Raw genomic sequence first — 21634 nt, forward strand, 5'->3', positions numbered from 1 at the left:
GAACGAACGTGCGTCACACAGCAAAAACGCTTTTGTCGTCCATCGCCAGCATCGCGCTGGTCGGGTCAGTCATGATCGCCGGCATCGCCCTTGATCCGTCCAACGGCACTTTTGTGTCCGCGGCGCAGGCTGCTCCCAGCGTCATCAAGATCAAGAAGTACGGTTCTGGCGTCAGCAAGCGCGTCAAACTGGGCCTCAACAAAGCCATCGTCGTCGATCTTCCCGTCGATGCCAGCGATATCCTGGTCGCCGATCCATCGCTTGCCGATGCGGTTACCCGCACGTCACGCCGGCTCTATTTGTTCGGTAAAACTGTCGGTCAGACCAATATCTTCGTCTTCGGGCCTAACGGTGAGGAAATTGTCTCAATCGAACTCGAGATCGAAAGGGATGTCGCCGGGCTCGAGGCCAATCTCGCCCGCTTCCTTCCCGATTCCGATATCAAGGTCGAGATCATCTCCGACAACATCGTGCTGACCGGCTCGGTGCGCACACCTCAGGATGCAGCCCAGGCGGCCAATCTCGCCAACATCTTCCTGACCGGTGGTGAGGCCACCACCCGTGTCGACATGTTGGTTAGCGAGAACGGCGGCGACGCCGCCATCAACGCGGAAGCGCGCCAGAAGTCCCAGATCGTCAATCTGCTCAAGATTGATGGCGAGGATCAGGTGATGCTCAAGGTCACCGTGGCCGAGGTCAGCCGCCAGGTGCTCAAGCAACTCGGATTCAACTCGTCGATCTCCAATCCCGCCAATGGGGTGTTTGATTTCTCCGCCAACAATGTCAGCTCGCTCGGCAAGCCGCTCAACGGCAATACTTTCGGCCGGATCGCCGGCGCCATGGGCGGACGCAGCATTGATGCCTATGTCAACGCCATGGAACAGGCCGGGGTCATGCGGACTCTGGCGGAACCGAGCTTGACTGCAATCTCCGGCGAACAGGCGACATTCTATGTCGGTGGCGAGTTCAATCTGGCCAACAGCCAGTCGGTCGATGCCGACACCGGCAAGATCACCTACAGCATCGAGAAGGTCGAATACGGCATCCGGCTCAATTTCACCCCGGTGGTTCTGTCCCCGGGCAGGATTTCACTCAAGGTTCGCACCGAGGTTTCCGAGCCAACCTTCGAGGGCGCGGCATCGCTGGCCGGCGCGGTACCAGATTCGAATGGCACCGGCTCGCAGATGGGCATGACATCGCTGTCGATCAAGCGCCGCGAGGCAGAGACCTCGGTAGAACTACCTTCAGGTGGCTCGATCGTGCTCGCCGGACTGGTCAAGGATGACATCCGGCAGGCTATTTCCGGCTATCCGGGCCTCTCCAAGGTTCCGATCCTGGGCACCTTGTTCCGCAGCCGCGATTTCGTGCGCAACGAGACTGAATTGGTCATCATCGCCACGCCCTATCTCGTCAAGCCGGTGGCGCGTAACGAAATTGCCAGGCCCGATGATAACTTCAACCCGCCAAGCGATGGCGCAGGCTTCTTCCTTGGCCGGGTCAACCGTGTCTATGGCCAGATGGAAACCAAATTGCCGCCCGGTCGCTACCACGGCGTCGTTGGCTTCATCTACAAATGATCAGGAACCTCACCATGTCGAGCAAGATCTCCGTTCCCGAAAATCCTGATCTTAACAAGGTCCGGTCCGCAGTCATCCCGATGCTGTTTGCGGCATCGCTCCTGAGCGGCTGTGCCGGTTGGGGCGGGCAGAGCATTACCGTCGGCGCGGTTCCCGATGATTACCGCACCAGCCATCCCATCATCGTCTCCGAGCAGGAACGCACGGTTGATATCCCGGTTGCCACCGGGGACCGCAATCTGACCATCGCCATGCGCGAAATCGTCCGCGGCGCAGCCATCAATTACCGCTCGAGCGCATCCGGTGCCATCCGCATCATGGTACCTGTCGGCTCCACCAATTCAGGTGCGGCATCAGTGCTCTCGCGCCAGGTGGCCGGGGTGTTGCGCAAGGAAGGCGTGCCCGGCGATCGTATCTTGACGTCGCCCTATCAAGTGTCGTCGCCCGATGACGCAGCACCGATCCGCATTGCCTTCCTGGCGATCACCGCATCGACTGGAAAATGTGGCCGCTGGCCCGACGATCTTCTCGCCAACACCAGCGAGAACAGGAATTACGCCAATTTCGGTTGCGCAAGCCAGAGTAATCTGGCCGCCCAGATCGCAAATCCAGGCGATCTGATCGCGCCGCGCGGCATGACTCCGATCGACGCCGAGCGGCGCTCGACAGTGATTGAAAGCTACAGAAAAGATGGCTCCGGCCTGGGGTTATGACAGCCAGTCTGATCGTCGCGTGCACTTTGAAGCAGGACAACTTTGATGACCAACCTTGATTATGCGCTAGAGCAGGAAACACAGTCGGAACAGGGCCAGGAGGCTCCGGTCCGCGGTGATTTCGAACGCATCCGGCCGCTACCGCGGATCTCGGTGCACGCCTTTTTTGAGACTGAGGGTCTGGCCAAGACCATGGAGCGATGTGCCGAGGATCGGCGCATGGCCAAGGTCAATCTTCGCATCAATTCCGGCGGCGTGTCAGCGGCAGCCAACATGTTCTCCGCCTCACCGACACCGAACTTGCTGATCCTGGAAACCCGTGCGGACGCGCAGACATTGCTCGCAGAGCTCGGGGATCTGGCCGGTGTCTGCGACCCCGACACAAGGGTGGTGATCGTCGGCCATGTCAACGACGTGGCATTGTATCGCGAACTGGTTCGCAACGGGGTGTCCGAATACATCGTTGCACCGGTGTCGATGGCCGATGTGATCGGGGTCATCTCGACCATCTTTGTCGATCCCGACGCAGCGCCGCTTGGCCGGTCGATTGCCTTTGTCGGCGCCAAGGGTGGTGTCGGTTCGTCCACACTGGCCCACAATTGTGCCTGGAGCATCTCGAGCCTGTTCTCCAGCGAGGTCATTCTCGCCGACCTCGACCTGGCCTTCGGAACTGCCAATCTCAACTTCGACAACGACCCGACCCAGGGCATCGCTGAAGCTGTCTATTCCCCTGATCGCCTCGACGAAGTGTTCCTCGACCGCCTGCTTGCCAAGTGTTCCGAACATCTTTCGATGCTGGCGGCGCCGTCGATGCTCGATCGCACCTATGATTTTGCCGGCGATGCGTTCCTGCCGATCCTCGACATCATCCAGCGCAACGCTCCGGTCTCGGTGCTCGACGTGCCGCATGTCTGGACCGACTGGACCCAGAAGGTGCTGTGCGCTGCTGACGAGATCGTCATCACCGCCACACCCGATCTCGCCAATCTGCGCAACACCAAGAACCTGTTCGATACCTTGCGCAAATTGCGTCCCAACGACCGGCCACCCTTGTTGATCCTCAACCAGGTGGGCATGGCCAAGCGCCCCGAAATCAGCCCGGACGTGTTCTGCGAACCGCTGGAAACCGAGCCGCTTGCCATCATTCCCTTTGATGCGGTGCTGTTCGGTGAAGCCGCCAATTCAGGCCTGATGATCGGCGAATCCTCGGCCAAATCGCCGGTCGCGGAATCCTTGTCGCAAATCGCCCATGTCGTCACCGGCAGGGCCGAAGTGAAGAAACGCAGGAAAGCCGGCCTCTCGTCTTTGATCGGCCTGTTGGGCCGCAAGTAACTGTAAGTCTGGAATGGAACGGAACATGTTCGGCAAACGCAGCAACGATGGACACGGCAAGCCGCTGGTGGCCCCGGCGACACGGCCGCCGGCTTCCGCCGCGCCCGCATCAACGACAGCGCCGCCGCCGGCCGCGCCTGCAAACGCTGCGGCGCCCGATAGGGAAAATGCGCCTGCGCCCAAACAGGCCGCACAGCCGGTCAGCCAGCGCCGCGATGAACCCGCGGTCAAGCGCAAGACAACCCGCAATGAAGCCTATTACGATACCAAGAGCCAGGTGTTCTCGGCTCTGATCGATACCATTGACCTGTCCCAGCTTGCCAAGCTCGATGCCGAAAGCGCGCGCGAGGAAATCCGCGATATCGTCAATGATATCATCACGATCAAGAATTTCGCCCTGTCCATTGCCGAGCAGGAAGAACTGCTTGACGATATTTGCAACGACGTTCTGGGCTATGGTCCGCTGGAACCGCTGCTGGCGCGCGACGACATCGCCGACATCATGGTCAACGGCGCCGGCATGACCTACATCGAAGTTGCCGGCAAGGTTCTGGAAACCGATGTCCGGTTTCGTGACAACAGCCAGCTTTTGTCGATTTGCCAGCGGATCGTCAGCCAGGTTGGCCGTCGTGTCGATGAATCGAGTCCGATCTGCGACGCCCGCCTTCCCGATGGTTCCCGCGTCAACGTGATCGCCCCGCCCTTGGCGATCGACGGCACCGCCCTGACCATTCGTAAATTCAAGAAGGACAAGCTGACACTTGACCAGCTGGTCAAGTTTGGCGCGATCACTCCCGAGGGTGCGGCTGTCCTGCAGATCATCGGCAGGGTTCGCTGCAACGTGGTGATCTCGGGCGGTACCGGTTCGGGCAAGACCACGCTGCTCAACTGCCTTACGGCCTATATCGACGCGGACGAGCGGATCATTACCTGCGAAGACTCCGCCGAACTCCAGCTTCAGCAGCCGCATGTGGTGCGGCTTGAAACCCGCCCGCCCAACATCGAGGGTGAGGGTGAAATCACCATGCGTGATCTGGTCAAGAACTGCCTCCGTATGCGTCCCGAGCGGATCATCGTCGGCGAAGTCCGTGGCCCCGAAGTGTTCGACCTTTTGCAGGCGATGAACACCGGCCACGACGGATCGATGGGAACGATCCACTCCAACAGCCCGCGTGAGTGTCTGAGCCGTATGGAATCGATGATCGCCATGGGTGGCTTCACCCTGCCGGCCAAAACCGTGCGCGAGATCATTGCCGGGTCGGTCGATGTTGTCATTCAGGCGGCGCGTCTGCGCGATGGGTCGCGCCGCATCACCCACATTACCGAAGTCGTCGGCATGGAGGGCGATGTGATCATCACCCAGGATCTGATGACCTATGACATGCTTGGCGAAGACGCCAATGGCAAAATCATTGGCGAGCACCGTTCGACCGGTATTGGCCGGCCGAATTTCTGGGATCGTGCCCGTTATTATGGCGAAGACAAGCGCTTGGCCGCTTCTCTCGATGCCATGGAAAAAGTCACCTCGTAAGGAGCAGCCCGCGTGTTTGGTCTTGATACAGTGGTAATCGCCATCATCGGCCTGGCCGCGCTTTCCGCCGGGGCGTTGGGCTATGGTGTGCTCTACAGCCGGATCGAAGGCGAGCGCAAAGCCGAAAACCGCGTCAGGCGGGTCAAGTCGGCGGAGACCGACCGGACCAAGGCGTCAGCAGCCCGCGACCGGCTCAATGAAGCCAACAAGCGCCGCAAGTCGGTTCAGGATTCGCTCAAGACCCTGGAAGAGAAGAACAAGGAAAACGACCGTCGCAAATCGCCGCCGCTGAAGGAAAAGATCGGCCAGGCCGGGCTTCGCATTTCCATGCGTCAGTTCTATCTGCTGTCGGCTCTGCTCGGCTTGCTCACCGGTGGCTTTGCCTTCGTTGCCAATGGCAGCCCCCTTGTTGCCGCAGGAGTGATGGTCATCTTTGGCGCCGGAGTGCCGCGCTGGATCATCGGCTTTCTGCGCGCCCGGCGCCTGAAGGCGTTCTTGAGCGAATTTCCCAACGCGCTCGACATTATGGTTCGCTCGATCAAGTCCGGCCTGCCGCTCAATGACGCCATCCGGATGATTTCGGGGGAAGGCCAGGAGCCGGTCCGCACCGAATTCAAGCGGATTGTCGAAGCGCAGCAGATGGGAATGAACATCCCCGAAGCCTGCGCCCGCCTCTACACCCGAATTCCGCTCTCGGAAGCCAACTTCTTTGCCATCGTGATCGCCATCCAGGCGCAGGCTGGCGGCAACCTGTCCGAAGCGCTGGGCAACCTGTCGCGGGTCTTGCGGGATCGCAAGAAGATGAAGGCCAAGATCAATGCGCTTTCAATGGAAGCCAAGGCTTCCGCCGTCATCATCGGCGCGCTGCCCTTCATCGTCGCCGGCTTGGTATACATGACATCGCCGCAATACATCATGATCCTGTTTACCGACACCCGCGGTCACATGATCCTTGGCGCATCGGCCGTGTGGATGTCGATCGGCGTTCTGGTGATGCGCAACATGATCAACTTCGACATCTAGGGACGGACCCGACCATGCTTTCTGATATTGCGTCTTCCCTCACCGATCCAGCCTATCTGGTTCCCATTCTGGTGTCGGTGGCTGTGCTTGCAACGCTGTTTACGATCCTGGTGCCCTATTTCGAGCGCGGTGATCTGGATGCGCGGATGAAGTCGGCAGCACTCGAGCGTGATGAAATCCGTGCCCGCGAGCGGGCGCGTCTCAATGCTGAGAGCTCCCGCACCAGCACAAAGAGCACCGGTCTAAGAGCCCACAACAATGCCTCTGTGCGCGGTGTTGTCGAGCAATTGAATCTGAAGAATGCGCTGGCCGATGACGCCACCATTGCCAAGTTGCGTGCTGCTGGTTACCGCACCCAGAACGCACTCAACATGTTTCTGCTGGCACGTTTCGTGTTGCCGTTCTTCTTCCTGGTGGGGACGGCCTTTTATGTTTTCGTACTCGAAAACATGACCGACAAACCGCTGACCGTGCGTATTCTGGCCTGCATCGTCGGCGCCTATGTGGGCTTTTACACGCCCAACATGTTTGTCTCCAATCAGTCTAAAAAGCGGCAGGCCTCGATCAAGCTGGCCTGGCCGGATGCGCTCGACCTGATGCTCATCTGCGTTGAATCGGGTGTATCGATCGAAGCGGCGATGAAGCGCGTGGCCGAGGAAATCGCCGTGCAGTCGACCGCTCTGGCCGAGGAATTCGTCCTGACCACGGCGGAACTGTCATACCTGCCGGACCGGCGCGTCGCCTTTGAAAATCTCGGCAGCCGTACCGGCCTCGATGCGGTCAAGTCGGTGACCCAGGCGCTGATCCAGTCTGAGCGCTACGGCACTCCGATCGCTCAGGCCCTGCGGGTTCTGGCGCAGGAAAGCCGCGACACCCGCATGACCGAGGCCGAGAAAAAAGCCGCTGCGCTGCCGCCGAAACTGACCGTTCCGATGATCCTGTTTTTCCTGCCGGTGCTGATTGGCGTGATTCTCGGACCGGCAGCGATCCAGGTCGCGGACAACTTCTCCAAGGGCATGCATTAAGCTCCGGCGATGTAAACGCCCGCCGCCAAACCAGATCACAGTCAAAAACAGACAAACGAAAACCCCCGCTCCGGATTAATGAAGCGGGGGTCTTTTTGTTTCTCGCGGAGAAGTGTGAGATCGATCAGGCGTTGCCGGAAATGGGTTGGCTTCGCGAAGCCTATCAGTTGGTATTCTTGTCGTCCGAATCCTTGAGTTTGTTCCAGGCATTTTGCTGGGACAGCATGCCGCGCAGATAGGTCACATTGGCGCTGGCCTGTTCCGCAGAAAGCTCGGCGCTGGCGATCTGCTCGGCTTCCTTGAAGCGGCCCTGGAGGCCGACAACGAGCGCCAGGTTCTGGCGCACTCGGCTATCGGCTCCCGGCTGCCTGACGGCGGAGGCCAGGTAGGTTTCGGCAGTTCTGAGGTCGCCCTGCAGAACATAGGACATGCCGAGATTGGACAATACTGAAGGTTCGTTGGGTTTGATATCGAGCGCCTTGCGGTAGCGCATGCGAGCGCTGGTCGGGTCACCCATCTGGTCAAGAATGGCGCCTTCGGCCGACAGCAATTGCCAATCCGGACGGTCCGGCGTCTGGGCCCGCTGGATCGCGTCCAGCGCCTTGTCGAACTGGCCCGCGCCGGCCAGCGCCTTGCCATAGGCGGCTAGCACGGAACGGTCGGTCGGATTGTGGATCGCCACCTGCTGCATCACGGCCAGCGCCTGGTCGGTGCGGCCGCCCATGGTCAGCACGGAGGCGTATTTCATGCCGACGGCGGCATCCTTGGGGTTCTTGTCGTAGACCTTGCCGATTCCCGCCGCGACGGAGTTGAGTTCCATCGCATTCATGTTCTCAAGCGGTTTGCTGGTCGACGGAATCGACCCGGTGGTCAGCCGCCCCTTGGAAGCGCACCCCGCCAGCGAAATGCCGAGCGCAGCGACGCAGACGGCGGTAAGCAGTCGGCGGGGGATGTAGGAGCGTGATGCTGTCGCGGACATAAGCGTGATCCCGGAATTAAATTTTCGCGGCGTCCCGGCATGGGTGGCGCCGCAGTCCTGGTTCAAGCAATAATCTGTTAACCCTAATCAACCGTTAACGACTGATTCCCCGCCTGCTCCAGTGGCGGGAAATCCAAGGAGATCCCATGGCGCCTCATCACCACATCGAAAGACCTTCCCCGTTTGCGCCGATGTCTGACGAAGCGTTGCCGATATGGGCCGTCTCGCGCGCCGATATCGAGCGCGGCGGGTTCGATGAAACCGCTTTGGCTTGGGCTAAAAACGCAGGCTTCACCGCCGCCGAAGGCACCGTGCTGCTCACCCCGGGCCGGGACGGCAAGCTGGCCGGTGCACTGTTTGGCCTGGGCGAGAACGGCGACTGTCATCCGCTTGCCGGCGGCAGGCTTGCCCGCGCTTTGCCGGCGGGCGACTGGCGCATCGAAAAATCCTCGATACCTGGTGCTGTAATGGCGCTGGCTTTCGGAATGGGCGCCTACCGGTTTGAGAGCTACAAGAAGCCAAAGCCGCAAGGACCGCGGCTGGTGATTCCGGCCGATGTGGATGCCGAAGCGATTGCCCGCAGCGTGGCCGCTGTCAGGCTGGCCCGCGATCTGGTCAACACACCGGCAAATGACATGGGGCCGGACGCGCTGGAACAGGCCTTCCGGGCATTGGCGGGGCATTACCAGGCCAAGACAAGCGTTGTGGCCGGGGATGATCTGATCGCCAAGGGGTTTCCGATGATCCACGCGGTCGGTCGCGCTGCGGATCAGCCGCCGCGCCTGTTGGAGATGCGTTGGGGCAGGGCCGGTGCGCCGAAGCTGACCCTGGTCGGCAAGGGCGTGTGTTTCGACACCGGCGGCCTCGACATCAAGCCGCCAGCTTCGATGCTGAACATGAAAAAGGACATGGGTGGCGCCGCCAACGTGATGGCGCTGGCAATGATGATCATGGATGCCGGCTTGCCGGTTGATCTCAGAGTACTGATCCCGGCGGTTGAGAATTCGATTTCGGCTCAGTCCTTCCGCCCCGGCGATGTGCTTTCAAGCCGCAAGGGCCTGTCCGTGCAGATCGACAACACCGATGCCGAAGGCCGGTTGGTGCTGGCCGATGCGCTGACCTATGCCTGCGAAGACAAGCCGGATCTGCTGATCGACATGGCAACCTTGACCGGGGCCGCGCGGGTGGCGCTGGGTCCTGACCTGCCACCGTTCTATACCGACGACGAGACGCTGGCCGGTGACATCGCCACGGCTTCCGTAGATGTGATCGACCCGCTGTGGCGGATGCCGCTCTACAAGCCCTATGAAGCCGATGTCGCTGCCCGGATCGCCGACCTGACCAATGCGCCCGCAGGCGGCTTTGCAGGCTCGATCACCGCCGCCCTGTTTCTCAAGCGCTTTGTCGAACCTGACACATGCTGGGCTCATTTCGATATTCTCGGCTGGTCGCCCAAGGACCGGCCACACGCGCCGATCGGGGGCGAAGCACAGGCGATCCGCGCCTTGTTCAGCGTCATCAGCCAGCGCCATCCGGTGTAATGCATGTCGCGCCCAAATGGATTCATTTGGGCGATCACGTACATGCATTCATTCAAAGGGTTACAGTGTCTTTTGCGCATTCGATTGAATGCGCGGCGCTGTGGTGGGTTGCAGGTCATGGCTGTTTCGGTCAATGTGAACCGGCACCGAAACGAAACGAGCAACCCGCATGTCCCTTGATCTCCGACCATCCGAAGCGCTCGGGCTTTGGCATGCGGCAACGCTTGAACATGTGCAGGTTATCGGCCCGGATCTGACAATCCGGCAACTGGCGATCCTGTTGCATATCTATCTTGCCGCGCCGCCGCACACGGTGCGTGGGCTTGCAGCCATGCTTGGCGTGACCAAGCCGGTGATCACCCGGGCGCTTGATACCATGGGCCATATGGGGCTGGTGCGTCGGGTCCGCGACGAGCGTGACCGCCGCAACGTCATCATCAAGCGGACCGTTGACGGCGCCCTGTTTGTCGAAAGGCTTGGCGATATCATCATCACCCAGGCCAAGAACCTCAAATCCGCGGAGGCGCCCCTGTCATGACAACCGAGCTTGATCGCCGCAGCCACGCCTATCGGCCTGATCTGGCTGATATCCGGCTCAAGTCGCAGGTGTCTGCAGAGCGCTACACCGAAGGCGCGAGGGCGCATGTGATCGTCCCGGTCGCCCAGGTCTCGCCGCGGCCCGAAGCCAGCTGCAGCATCGACACCCAGGCGCTCTATGGCGAAGATCTGATCGTGTTCGATGTCGCGGGCGGCTGGGCCTGGGTGCAGTTGGCCGCCGACGGCTATGTCGGCTATTTGCCCGAAAACGCCATCGCCGACGGCGCTGCCAAGGCTACCCATGTGGTCGCGGTTCCGCGCAGTTTCGTCCATCCCGGCGCCGATCTCCGCTTTCCCCCATGCACTCCCTGTCGATGATGAGTCGTGTTACCGTGACCGGCTTGGCGGAAACCCGGGGTACGGTCTATGCGCTGCTCGATGATGGCTCGGCGATGATCGCCGCGCATCTGCGGCCTTTGGGCGAAACCGCAAGCGAAGACGCCGTGGCGGTCGCAACCAGCTTCCTGCACACACCCTATCTCTGGGGTGGACGCTCGGGCTTCGGCATTGATTGCTCTGGTCTGGTGCAGATGGCGCTGGCAATGACCGGCAAGGCCGCGCCACGTGATTCCGACCAGCAGGCAGCCAGTTTGGGCCAGTCGATCGATCCGGACCACGACGTCCTGCAACGCGGTGATCTGGTGTTCTGGAAAGGCCATGTCGGCTTTCTCGAGGATGCGCAGACGCTGCTGCATGCCTCCGGCGGCACCATGTATGTCACCCGCGAACCGTTGCAGGCCGCCATCGACCGGATTGCAAGGCTCTACGGCCCGCCCACCGGTTTTCGCAGGCCTTGAGCGTTGCTCGCGGTTAACACCGGGCAGTGTCGTGCATCACGACTTCAGTAACCGACCTTGCGGTCAACCAGATTGACAAGCGGTTCGCCGCGGTCGTGGGCGTCCATCTGGGCAATGATCGGCGCAATCAGCGAGGAGGGCATCGACGCGGCTGCCGCATGCGGGGTGATCGTCACCTTCGGATGGTTCCACAGCGGGCTGTCGTCAGCCAGCGGCTCCTGCTGGAATACATCAAGCGTCACCGCTGACAACAGGCCCTGGTCGAGTGCGGTCAGGATATCGGCCTCGTTCTGCAGCCCGCCACGGCCGGCATTGATCAGCACCGGTGCGCCCAGCGGTCCCACCTTGGTCATCCGCGCAAACAGATCGCGGTTGAGGATCTCGCTCGTTTCGGGCGTAAGCGGCAGCAACACCACGAAGATGTCGGCAGAGGCGAGGAACGCTCCCAGCCCGTCCGAACCCGCGTAGCACGTCACCCCCTCGATGTGTTTTTCGGTCCGCGCCCATCCGCTCACCTGAAATCCCATCATCTCCAGCTTGGCGGCGGCATCGCGCCCCAATTCGCCAAGCCCCATGATGCCGACGGTCAGTTCGGCTGCTGCTTTCTGGTTACGATCCTCTTCCCAGATCCGCGCAGCCTGCTGCGCCCGGTAGAGCCGCCCCTGCCGGTGATGGTCGAGCACCTGCCAGACCACATATTCGCTCATCCGCGTGGTCAGGTTCGGCGAGACCACCCTGACGATCGGCACGTTCGGCAGGCTGGTGTCGACAAATACATGGTCGACGCCTGCGCCGAGTGAGAAGATGGCCTTGAGATTGGGCAGTTTCGACAATAGTCCGGGGGGCTGTTTCCACACCACCGCATAATCGATGCTCGGATCGGCTTCGCTGTCGGGCGTTAGTGTCACCGCCCGGTCCGGTGCCGCTTTCGCCAGTTGATCCAGCCATACGTCGGGTGACCAGCCGGTGAGTGAAAGCAGGATGCGGCCCTTGCCGGTGTTGTTTGCTGTCATGTCTGTGTCTACTCGCTGACTACATCGCCGGCTGCGGCTTCCAGGTTGAATGCAGCCGCCATCAAGGCCTTGGTATAGGCGGTCTCCGGCCGGTCGAAAATATGGTCGGCTGTTCCCTGCTCTACCACCTTGCCGGCGCGCATGACGATCACGTCATTGGCAAGTGCGCGCACCACCTTCAAATCGTGGCTGATGAAAAGATAGGCGAGATCGTGCCGCGCCTGAAGATCGCGCAACAGATCCACCACCTGCGCCTGTACGCTCATGTCGAGCGCCGAGGTCGGCTCGTCCAGCATGACGAAGCGCGGTTTGAGCACCATCGCTCTCGCAATAGCCACCCGCTGGCGTTGCCCACCGGAGAATTCATGCGGGTAACGCCAACGGGTTGATGCATCCAGCCCCACTTCTTCCAGCGCCTCGGCCACCCGCCTGTCGCGTTCGCCGGCGGTGAGGTCGCGGGCGTGAATAGCTAGCCCCTCGCCAACGATATCGGCGATCGACATGCGTGGACTGAGCGAACCGAACGGGTCCTGGAACACCACCTGCATGGCGCTGCGGAGCGGCTTCATCTGTTTGAACGTGCGGTCGTGCAGCGGCGCGTTCTCGAAAAAGATCCGGCCTTCGCTGCGGATCAGCCGCATCAGCGCCAGCCCCAGCGTGGTCTTGCCGGAGCCCGATTCGCCAACCACGCCAAGCGTCTGTCCGGCCTTGAGCTTGAGCGACAGCCCGTCAACCGCCTTGATATGGTTGACGGTGCGGCGCAGGAAGCCCTGCTTGACCGGAAACCATACCTTGATGTCTTCCGCTCGCATCACCTCGGGCGCGGTGCCAAGCCGTGCTGGTGGCTTGCCCTTCGGCTCGGCGGCGAGCAGGTGCTTGGTATAGGCATGTTGCGGATTGGCGAAGATCTCGGCCGTCGGCCCGGTTTCAACGATCTTGCCATCGGTCATCACGCACACCCGGTCGGCGAACTTGCGGACGATGCCGAGATCATGGGTGATGAACAGCATCGCCATTCCGTGCTGGGTCTTGAGGTCGCGCAGCAGCTCGAGAATTTGCGCCTGCACGGTGACGTCGAGCGCGGTCGTCGGCTCGTCGGCGATCAGCAGTTCGGGCCGGTTGGCGAGCGCCATGGCGATCATCACCCGCTGCCGCTGGCCGCCCGACAATTGATGCGGATAAGAGGCAAGCCGCTGTGCCGGATCGTGGATGCCCACTTGATCAAGCAGCGCCAGCACCTGGCGGCGGGCATCATCGGGGCGGATCTGCTGATGCAGGTGCAGGATTTCCGAGATCTGCTTTTCCACCGACTGCAATGGATTGAGCGAGGTCATCGGCTCCTGGAAGATCATGGTGATGTCGTTGCCGCGTACACCGCGGATCGCTGCTTCCGGCGCTGAGAGCAGATCATTGCCCTTGAACAGGATCTCGCCGGAAGGGTGACTTGCGGCGGAATACGGCAGCAATCTGAGCACCGAAAGCGCCGAGACCGATTTGCCGGAACCGGATTCGCCCACCAGCGCCACCGTCTCGCCACGGTGAATGTCAAATGAGATCTGGTCCACCGCCATCTGGCTGTCGCCGCCCTGGTGGAAGGCCACTGAAAGCTCGCGCACCGACAGGAGCGGCTCGGTGCCGTTGGTCGCAGCATCGCTCATCGGAAAGTCTTTCGCGGATCGAAGGCGTCACGCGTGGCTTCGCCGATGAAGATCAGCAGCGACAGCATGATCGAGATGGTGAAGAACGCCGTCAGCCCGAGCCAGGGCGCCTGCAGGTTGCGCTTGCCCTGTGCAATCAACTCGCCCAGCGAGGCCGAGCCCGGCGGCAACCCGAAGCCGAGGAAATCCAGCGATGTCAGCGTGGCAATCGAACCCGACAGGATGAAGGGCAGGAACGTCAGCGTCGCCACCATGGCGTTGGGCAAAAGGTGCCGGAACATGATGGTGGCATTGCCGACGCCAAGTGCGCGCGCCGCGTTAACATATTCGAAGTTGCGGGCGCGCAGGAATTCCGCCCGCACCACACCGACAAACGACACCCACGAGAACAACAGCATGATGCCGAGCAGGATCCAGAATCCGGGCGGCAGCACGGCGGCGATGATCAGCAGGATGTAGAGCACCGGCATCGATGACCAGATCTCGATGAAACGCTGCATCAACAGGTCGGTCCAGCCACCGAAATAGCCCTGCACTGCGCCTGCCGAAACCCCGATCAGCGCCGAGAAAATTGTCAGCGTCAGCCCGAACAGCACCGAAATGCGGAAGCCGTAGATCATCCGCGCGGTCACGTCGCGGGCCTGATCGTCGGTGCCGAGCCAGTTCATGTTGCCAAGCCGGCAACCCGGGTCCGCGTCCTTCAGCGGATAGGCCGAGCAACGGGTTCCGGTGTCCAGCATCCAGAACGGCGCGGTCGGCGCCGAATGCGGAATATAGGAATTGGCCGTAGTGTAGGAATAGCGGATCGGCGGCCAGATGGTCCAGCCATTGGCGTCGATCTCTTCCTGGATGAACGGATCGCGATAATCGGTGCGTGCGAGGAACCCGCCGAACTTCTCCTCCGGGTAATCGATCAGCACCGGATAGAGGATCTCACCCTTGTAGGAAGCTATGATCGGCCGGTCATTGGCGATGAATTCGGCCAGCAGGCTGGCGATGAACAGCACCAGGAATATCCACAGCGACCAGTAGCCACGACGGTTGGCCTTGAAATTGGCCCAGCGCCGCCGGTTGGTCGGCGACAGCCAGCCCTTGGGTCGGCCCTTGGCATCAAAAGCCTGGCTGTTGGAGGAAGCCGGGCCGTTCATCCGACATCCCTTTTTCAAAGTCGATGCGCGGGTCGACCCAGGTGTAGACCAGGTCAGAGATCAGCCCCACCACAAGCCCCATCAGCGAAAAGATGAACAAGGTTGCAAACACCACTGGGTAGTCCCGCTTGATGATCGATTCAAAGCCCAGCCGCCCCAGTCCGTCGAGCGAAAAGATCGTCTCGATCAGCAGCGAGCCGGAAAAGAACGCCGAGATGAAGGCGCCGGGGAAGCCGGCGATGACGATCAGCATCGCATTGCGGAACACATGGCGGTAGAGCACCTGCCGGTCGGTCAGCCCTTTGGCCCGTGCGGTGGTCACATACTGCTTGCGGATCTCGTCGATGAACGAGTTCTTGGTCAACAGCGTGGTGGTGGCAAACGCCGACAGTGACAGAGCGATCAACGGCAGCGTCAGGTGCCAGAAATAGTCGACGATCTTGCCGAACAGACTGAGCTCGTCGAAATTGTCCGAGGTCAGCCCGCGCAACGGAAACCAGTCGAAAAACGAACCGCCTGCAAACATCACGATCAGCAGGATGCCGACCAGAAAGCCGGGCACGGCATAGGCGATGATGATCAGCCCCGAGGTCCAGACATCGAAGCGCGAGCCGTCGGAAACCGCCTTCTTGATCCCCAGCGGGATCGAGATCACGTAGGACAACAGCAGGATCCAGACACCGAGCGAAATCGATACCGGCAGCTTCTCGACTATCAGGTCGAGCACGTCGATGCTGCGAAAATAGCTCTCGCCGAAATCGAAGCGGATATAGTTCCACATCATCATGGTGAAGCGTTCGAGCGGCGGCTTGTCGAAGCCGAATTGCGCTTCCAGCTTGGCAATGAATTCCGGATCCAGCCCCTGAGCGCCGCGGTATTGCGATGTCAGATCATTGCCGAAATCCTGGGCCTGGAATCCCTGGTCGCTGCCGCTGCCGCTGCCGCCGCCGCCGGAAATCCGGTCGATCGCCGAATCGCCCTGGCCGGTAAGCTGCGCGATCACCTGTTCCACCGGTCCGCCCGGCGCGAACTGGATCACCGCAAACGAGATCGCCATGATGCCGACCACGGTCGGAATCATCAAAAGCAGACGGCGAAGGATATAGGTGCCCATCAGGCGCCCTTCCTGCCGGTCGTAGCGAGCCTGGGGCTCATGTGGCGGCGTGCGTTGGTCAATTCCGCGTCCTTCAAGCCAAATCTGCCCGGGACGGGCTGATTCGTCTGGTTCTCATACAGAATCGAATGTCGAATCGGGTGCAAGGCCGAAAGCGCCTCAATTGCTCTCGTCCATCCACCAAACCTCCGGAAATCCGGTGCCGTAATAGGGTAGTTCGGCGGGATGGGTGAGCGCCTTGCGATAGGCTACCTTCACCGCGTCACTGTAAAACAGCGGCACCACGTAGTGATGCGCAAGCAGCACCCGATCGAGCGCGTGAACGGCGGCAGTCTTTTCCGCGCGGGATTGCGCGAAAATCACCATGCGGATCAGTTCGTCCACCGCCGGATCGGAAATACCTGCGTAGTTTCTCGATCCCTGGCGATCAACTGCGGCCGAACCCCAGTAGCCGGCCTGTTCGTTGCCGGGATTGAGCGTTTGCGCCCAGACATTCCAGATCATGTCATAGTCGAAGCTTCTCACCCGGTTGGTGTATTGCGAGGCGTCGACGGTGCGGATCCGGGCATCCACGCCGATCTTTTTCAGACTGGCGACATAGGGCAGCACCGAGCGCTCGAGCGACGGGCTCGAAAGCAGTATTTCGATCTCAAAAGGCTCACCGGTCTTTGCGTTGACAAGCTGTTGGCCCTTCAATTCGTAGCCGGCGTCACGAAACAGCGTCAGTGCCTGCCGCAGGTTGGCGCGGGCCTTCTGCGGGTCGCCACCAACAGGATTGGTAAAGGGAGTGGTGAAGACTTCAGGCGGGATCTTGTCCTTCAACCCTTCGAGGATCTCTTTCTCCCGGCCTTCCGGCAAGCCGGTAGCAGCCAGTTCCGTGCCCCAGAAATAGCTGTCGACACGCGCCAGTCCGTCAAAGGCCAGATTGTGGTTCAGGTCTTCGAAATCGAGGGCAAAGTTGAGCGCCCGGCGCACCCGAACATCCTTGAATTTGTCGCGCCGCATGTTCGGCACCATGGCCTGCATGATGCCGACGGCGCGCAGCGGGTTCTCGATCTCCTCGCGCTTGATCTCGCCGCTCTCGACGGCGGGGAAATCATAGGCTGTTGCCCATTTGCTGGATGAATTTTCCTGTCGGAAATCGACAGTGCCGGCGCGAAAGGCCTCGAATTCGACATTGGCGTCGGTGAAATAGACATATTCGATCGCATCGAAATTGTGCTGGCCGACATTGACGTTGAGATCCTTGCCCCAGTAGTCGTCACGGCGTTCGTAGCGGATGGTCGAGCCGGGCTTGAAGGCGGCAATCCGGTAGGGCCCCGACCCCATCACCGGTTCCAGCGTGGTGCGGCTGATGTCGCGCTTAGTGCCACCCTTGTCCGTTCCCTCCCACCAATGCTTGGGGAATACGAGGATCTGGCCGAGAATCTGCGGCAGTTCCTGGTTGTTGTTTTCATCAAACAGGAAGGTCACCTCCCGCTCGCCGGTTTTTTCGGCGGAGACCACATGGGCGTAATAATTGGCCTGCAGTGGGTTGAGTTCCTTGGCCTTGTCGAAACTGTAAACCACATCTTCCGGTGTGATCGGTGTCCCGTCCGCCCAGCGGGCCTCGGTGCGCAGACGGAATGTCACTTTCGAAATGTCGTCGGGAAAGGAGATGCTCTCGGCAATCAGGCCGTAGGAGGAGGAAACTTCGTCTTCCGAGGCTTTCATCAGCGCGTCGAAGACCAGATTGAGTCCGGCCGCCAATTCGCCCTTGGCCAGAACCGGGTTGAAGCTGTCAAACGTGCCTTCCTGGGACAGTTTCAGGGTCCCCCCTTGGGCGCGTCCGGATTGACATAGTCGAAGCGGGGAAAGCCTTCAGGGTATTTCGGCGCGTCAATCATCGCCGTGGCATGCCTCCACACGGGCTCCGTTGCTATCGAGGCGGACGCGGAAAGGATCAATCCGGCCAGGGCCAGCATGAAGGGGGCGATGCGGATGGTCATGGGTGCAGGTTCTCCGGTAGCGTCTTTCATTGCCCGAAGAATAGGACACTTCCGCGGCGCGTACAGGACCTGTTTGCGAAAACGGTAAAGTCAGGCAACAAAAAGCCGGGCACGAGGCCCGGCTTTTGCATTCTTCTGAAAGGCAGAGCCCTTAGTTGGCAGGTGCTGTGGTCTCTTCAGCTGGCGCTGCGGCCTCGGCAGGCGCTGCAGCAGCATCGGCGGGTGCTGCTGATGCGTCCGGCAGCGGTGCCGGCGTATCGGCCAGTGTGCGCAGATATGCCAGCAGATTGGCCCGGTCTTCGATCTTCTTCAGACCGGCAAAACCCATCGCCGTACCGGAAATGTATTTTTTCGGCGAGGTCAGGAAGTGGCTCAGATGATCATAATCCCAGTTCACCGTGCCGCCTTCGGAAAACTCGGTCATGGCCGCTGAATATTTGAAACCTTCATGAGTGGCCATCGGTCGATTGACGATGTCCCACAGGCCAGGGCCAACCTTGTTGGCGCCAGATGGGTCAACGCTGTGGCAAGCGGCGCATTTCTTGAACACGGCCTCGCCCTTGGCCGGATCGGCGCTGGCGAGCAGCGGCGCGATCTCTTCAGGTGCGGCTTCTTCGGCAGGCGCACTCTCCGAACCGCCGCCTTCAGCGACCTCGATCGCAAACCCTTCGGTTTCCGGCTCATGCGCGTCAAAGATACCATCAGACACGATGGAAAGGGTCATCAAGACAAACAGGACACCCAAAAATGCGCCCGCCGCCGTGTTGAAATATGAGGAATTCATGTTCCGCCGCTCCGTTTCGGTTCGTCTTCCCGCCCAGTTTCTCGCAATATCCGAACCAGTCTTGAAATCGCGCGGAACCTATGTCTTTTGCATCATTGTTGCAACACCGTTGTGGCCGCGGCAATGAGACTTTTTGACACCTGTGCCGCACAACTGAGGATCAGCACCCTATGGCAGATGGCCAAGAGCATACGCTCGTCATTATTCCAGCCAGAATGGCATCGGCCCGACTGCCGGGAAAACCGCTCGCCGATATTGGTGGTCAGCCGATGGTGGTCTGGGTCGCGCGGCAGGCCGCCGCCGCCGCCATTGGCCGTGTCGCCATAGCCACTGATTCGCGCCAGATCGCCGATGCGGTCGAGGCTGCGGGCTTTGAGGCAGTAATGACCCGCGATGATCACCAGTCCGGATCGGACCGGGTTTTCGAGGCGGCAATGAAGATGGATCCGGAAGGCCGCGCCGACGTCATCCTCAACATTCAGGGCGATATTCCGGCCATCGAACCCGAGGCGATTCGCCGCGCCGCTTTGCCGCTGGCCAGCTCGAATGCAGATATCGCAACGCTTGCCGTCGAGATTGCCGACGAGGCCGAAAAGACCAATCCGAGCATCGTCAAGGTGGTCGGAACCCCGGTTGGCGAAGGTCTGCTGCGGGCGCTCTATTTCACCCGCGCCACCGCGCCGTATGGCGACGGTCCGCTGTTCCATCACATCGGGCTTTACGCCTGGCGCCGCTCTGCCTTGCAGCGTTTCGTGTCGCTTCCGCCCTCGACACTCGAAAAGCGCGAATCACTGGAACAGCTGCGTGCGCTCGAAGATGGCATGCGCATCGACGTGGCGATCGTTGACTCGGTTCCGCTCGGTGTCGATACTCCCGCCGATCTCGAACGGGCCAGACGCATTCTCGCGTCGAGATAGTATGCATATTTCTCAAAACGGACAGAATTGATGACCGCACCCACCAATCGCATCGCCTTTCAGGGCGAGTTTGGCGCTAATTCGGACATGGCGTGCCGCGACATGTTTCCGGTCATGGAGCCGTTGCCTTGCGCCACGTTCGAGGATGCGTTCAACGCCCTTTCCCAGGGTGAAGCGGATCTGGCGATGATTCCGATCGAGAACACCATCGCCGGCCGGGTTGCCGATATCCATTACCTGTTGCCGGAATCGCAATTGCACATCATCGGCGAATATTTCATGCCGATCCATTTCCAGCTGATGGTGTTGCCGGGTGTGAAGCTGTCCGAAATCCGCACGGTGCACAGCCATGTCCATGCGCTCGGCCAGTGCCGCAAGGTGATCCGCGCCAATGGTTGGAAGGCGGTTGTCGCAGGCGACACCGCCGGGTCAGCCAGGCAGGTCTCGCAAAGCGATGACCGTACCATAGCGGCGCTGGCGCCTCGCCTCGCCGCTGACCTTTACGGCCTCGATATTATTGAGGAAAATGTAGAGGATACCGAAACCAACGTCACCCGCTTTGTCGTGCTGTCACGCGAGGCCAAGGTCCCGCCGCGGCCGGTTGCCGGTGAAGTGGTTGTGACCACTTTCGTGTTCCGGGTGCGCAATATTCCCGCCGCGCTCTACAAGGCGATGGGCGGCTTTGCCACCAATGGCGTCAACATGACCAAGCTGGAAAGCTATCAGCTTGGCGGCAAGTTTTTCGCCACCCAGTTCTATGCCGATATCCAGGGACACCCCGACGAGGCGCCGGTGGCGCGGGCGATGGAAGAGCTCGGCTATTTCTCCAAGGAACTGCGAATTCTCGGCGTCTATCAGGGGCACCCGTTCCGGCTGGCGCAGAACGGCACGATCACCCAGGAACAGGAAGAACTGGAAGGCTGAGGCGCCCTACTTCTTGTCCCAGTCCAGCCAGTCGCGCATCAGCCGGTGCGCGATGGCACCCGGCGGCGGCGCCGAAGCGGCGTCCTCTCCCAGCACATTTGCCAGCATCGCTTCGGTCTCCTCGCGGCTGAACCAGCGGCAATCCTCGAGCTCTGCGGTGTCGCGGGCAATCTCCAGGCTCTGAGCTTCGGCGTAGACACCGATCATCAGCGAATGCGGCATCGGCCAGGGCTGACTTGCGTGATAGCGCACGCGGCCGATACGGATGCCCGATTCCTCCAGGGTTTCGCGGCGCACAGCGTCTTCCATCGTTTCACCCGGCTCGATGAAACCGGCCAGGCAGGAATACATGCCCGGCGGAAAATGCGGGCTGCGCCCCAGCAGGCATTGGTCGCGTTGCTCGTCGACGCCGAGCATGATCGCCACCGGATCGGTCCGCGGAAATACCGTATGCCCGCAGGCCATGCACTTGCGCCGATAGCCGCCGGCTTCGGGCGTCATTATCTTGCCGCAGGCGCCGCAATGGCGGTTGGCCAGCGCCCACGAAACCAGGCTGGTACCTTGCGCAAAGGCGCCCAGCGTTTCCTCGTCCAGCAATGCCTGGCGATAGACCGATCGGGTGTCGATGGCCTTGTAGGGCTCAGGCAGATCATCGGCGGCAATGCCCACCGGGACTGCTATTCGTGCCGCATTATGTTCGTCCCAGCCAATCAGCACGGCGTCGCCGTGCCGCGGTTGCATCAGTTCCAGATCAGGTGCTTCGAGCAACCCTTGCGGTGCGGCGCCATTGACCCGCATCGCCAGACGCCCCTCGGTGATGGCAAAATAGCGAGTGGCAGGATCGGCGAGCGCGTCGCCGAGTTCATTCTCGCTGCGATGTTCGGAGCGTCGGTCGAGCCGGTTGGATGAAAAAGCAACAAGCCGGCTGGCTTCGCCATGCGGAGCGTCATGGTCAAACAGGGAAAATGGCATG

At 60.8% G+C, this 21634-nt stretch carries 17 protein-coding genes and 2 pseudogenes; 11 read left to right on the plus strand and 8 right to left on the minus strand.

What is annotated here, in order from left to right; all coding sequences use genetic code 11:
• Positions 1–8 precede the first annotated feature (8 nt).
• The 6 genes from OEG84_RS16150 to OEG84_RS16175 are packed head-to-tail and all read left to right on the plus strand — an operon-like array spanning position 9 to position 7201.
• Positions 9–1577 carry a type II and III secretion system protein family protein gene (locus OEG84_RS16150; protein WP_425602860.1) on the plus strand — a complete coding sequence of 523 codons (1569 nt, stop codon included), beginning with the start codon at positions 9–11 and terminating at the stop codon, positions 1575–1577.
• A gap of 14 nt (positions 1578–1591) precedes the next feature.
• On the plus strand, positions 1592–2290 hold the full coding sequence (locus OEG84_RS16155) for a CpaD family pilus assembly protein (protein WP_267654701.1): 699 nt from the start codon (positions 1592–1594) through the stop codon (positions 2288–2290).
• Positions 2291–2335: 45 nt separating this feature from the next.
• Positions 2336–3622, plus strand: a complete 1287-nt coding sequence (locus tag OEG84_RS16160; protein ID WP_267654702.1) for a CpaE/TadZ family protein — start codon at positions 2336–2338, stop codon at positions 3620–3622.
• Between the two features lie 25 nt (positions 3623–3647).
• Positions 3648–5153 (plus strand): TadA family conjugal transfer-associated ATPase, encoded by a 1506-nt coding sequence (locus OEG84_RS16165; RefSeq protein ID WP_267654703.1) that lies wholly within the window; start codon positions 3648–3650, stop codon positions 5151–5153.
• Positions 5154–5165: 12 nt separating this feature from the next.
• The gene (locus OEG84_RS16170) at positions 5166–6176 is read left to right on the plus strand and encodes a type II secretion system F family protein (RefSeq protein ID WP_267654704.1); all 1011 of its coding nucleotides are present in this window, start codon (positions 5166–5168) and stop codon (positions 6174–6176) included.
• Positions 6177–6190: 14 nt separating this feature from the next.
• Positions 6191–7201 (plus strand): type II secretion system F family protein, encoded by a 1011-nt coding sequence (locus tag OEG84_RS16175; protein ID WP_267654705.1) that lies wholly within the window; start codon positions 6191–6193, stop codon positions 7199–7201.
• Between the two features lie 163 nt (positions 7202–7364).
• Here OEG84_RS16175 and OEG84_RS16180 read toward each other — a convergent pair whose 3' ends face one another.
• Complete coding sequence (locus tag OEG84_RS16180) at positions 7365–8180, minus strand: tetratricopeptide repeat protein (RefSeq protein ID WP_267654706.1); 816 nt, start codon at positions 8178–8180, stop codon at positions 7365–7367.
• A gap of 146 nt (positions 8181–8326) precedes the next feature.
• On the opposite strand from OEG84_RS16180, the gene OEG84_RS16185 reads away from it, so the two are divergent.
• From OEG84_RS16185 to OEG84_RS16195, 3 genes and pseudogenes are all read left to right on the plus strand, one after another.
• On the plus strand, positions 8327–9721 hold the full coding sequence (locus OEG84_RS16185; protein WP_267654707.1) for a leucyl aminopeptidase family protein: 1395 nt from the start codon (positions 8327–8329) through the stop codon (positions 9719–9721).
• A 169-nt stretch (positions 9722–9890) separates the two neighbouring features.
• Positions 9891–10259, plus strand: a complete 369-nt coding sequence (locus tag OEG84_RS16190; RefSeq protein ID WP_267654708.1) for a MarR family transcriptional regulator — start codon at positions 9891–9893, stop codon at positions 10257–10259.
• A pseudogene (locus tag OEG84_RS16195) lies at positions 10256–11115 on the plus strand (C40 family peptidase). Before OEG84_RS16190 ends, OEG84_RS16195 begins: the two are co-directional and overlap by 4 nt.
• 44 nt (positions 11116–11159) lie before the next feature.
• On the opposite strand, the gene OEG84_RS16200 reads toward OEG84_RS16195, so the two are convergent.
• The 6 genes and pseudogenes from OEG84_RS16200 to OEG84_RS16225 form a co-directional block, all read right to left on the minus strand.
• Entirely contained in the window at positions 11160–12128 is a 969-nt protein-coding gene (locus tag OEG84_RS16200) for a 2-hydroxyacid dehydrogenase (RefSeq protein ID WP_267654709.1), read from the minus strand.
• An 8-nt stretch (positions 12129–12136) separates the two neighbouring features.
• Entirely contained in the window at positions 12137–13786 is a 1650-nt protein-coding gene (locus tag OEG84_RS16205) for an ABC transporter ATP-binding protein (protein WP_267654710.1), read from the minus strand.
• Positions 13783–14934 carry an ABC transporter permease gene (locus tag OEG84_RS16210; RefSeq protein ID WP_267654711.1) on the minus strand — a complete coding sequence of 384 codons (1152 nt, stop codon included), beginning with the start codon at positions 14932–14934 and terminating at the stop codon, positions 13783–13785. The genes OEG84_RS16205 and OEG84_RS16210 overlap by 4 nt, the downstream gene beginning before the upstream one ends.
• Positions 14897–16048: a microcin C ABC transporter permease YejB gene (locus OEG84_RS16215; RefSeq protein WP_267654712.1), complete on the minus strand. Its 1152-nt coding sequence runs from the start codon at positions 16046–16048 to the stop codon at positions 14897–14899. Before OEG84_RS16215 ends, OEG84_RS16210 begins: the two co-directional genes overlap by 38 nt.
• A gap of 159 nt (positions 16049–16207) precedes the next feature.
• Positions 16208–18036 (minus strand): annotated as a pseudogene (locus OEG84_RS16220) (extracellular solute-binding protein).
• A 151-nt stretch (positions 18037–18187) separates the two neighbouring features.
• Positions 18188–18820, minus strand: a complete 633-nt coding sequence (locus OEG84_RS16225) for a c-type cytochrome (RefSeq protein WP_267654713.1) — start codon at positions 18818–18820, stop codon at positions 18188–18190.
• Between the two features lie 170 nt (positions 18821–18990).
• On the opposite strand from OEG84_RS16225, the gene OEG84_RS16230 reads away from it, so the two are divergent.
• Together OEG84_RS16230 and OEG84_RS16235 are read left to right on the plus strand one after the other, a co-directional pair.
• Positions 18991–19737 (plus strand): 3-deoxy-manno-octulosonate cytidylyltransferase, encoded by a 747-nt coding sequence (locus OEG84_RS16230; RefSeq protein WP_267654714.1) that lies wholly within the window; start codon positions 18991–18993, stop codon positions 19735–19737.
• A gap of 30 nt (positions 19738–19767) precedes the next feature.
• On the plus strand, positions 19768–20661 hold the full coding sequence (locus OEG84_RS16235; RefSeq protein ID WP_267654715.1) for a prephenate dehydratase: 894 nt from the start codon (positions 19768–19770) through the stop codon (positions 20659–20661).
• A 6-nt stretch (positions 20662–20667) separates the two neighbouring features.
• Here the strand turns inward: OEG84_RS16235 and nudC are convergent, their stop codons facing one another.
• The gene (nudC, locus tag OEG84_RS16240) at positions 20668–21633 is read right to left on the minus strand and encodes an NAD(+) diphosphatase (RefSeq protein ID WP_267654716.1); all 966 of its coding nucleotides are present in this window, start codon (positions 21631–21633) and stop codon (positions 20668–20670) included.
• Position 21634 lies beyond the last annotated feature (1 nt).

Origin of the sequence: Hoeflea algicola (genome assembly GCF_026619415.1) — a bacterium.
GTDB lineage: Bacteria > Pseudomonadota > Alphaproteobacteria > Rhizobiales > Rhizobiaceae > Hoeflea > Hoeflea algicola.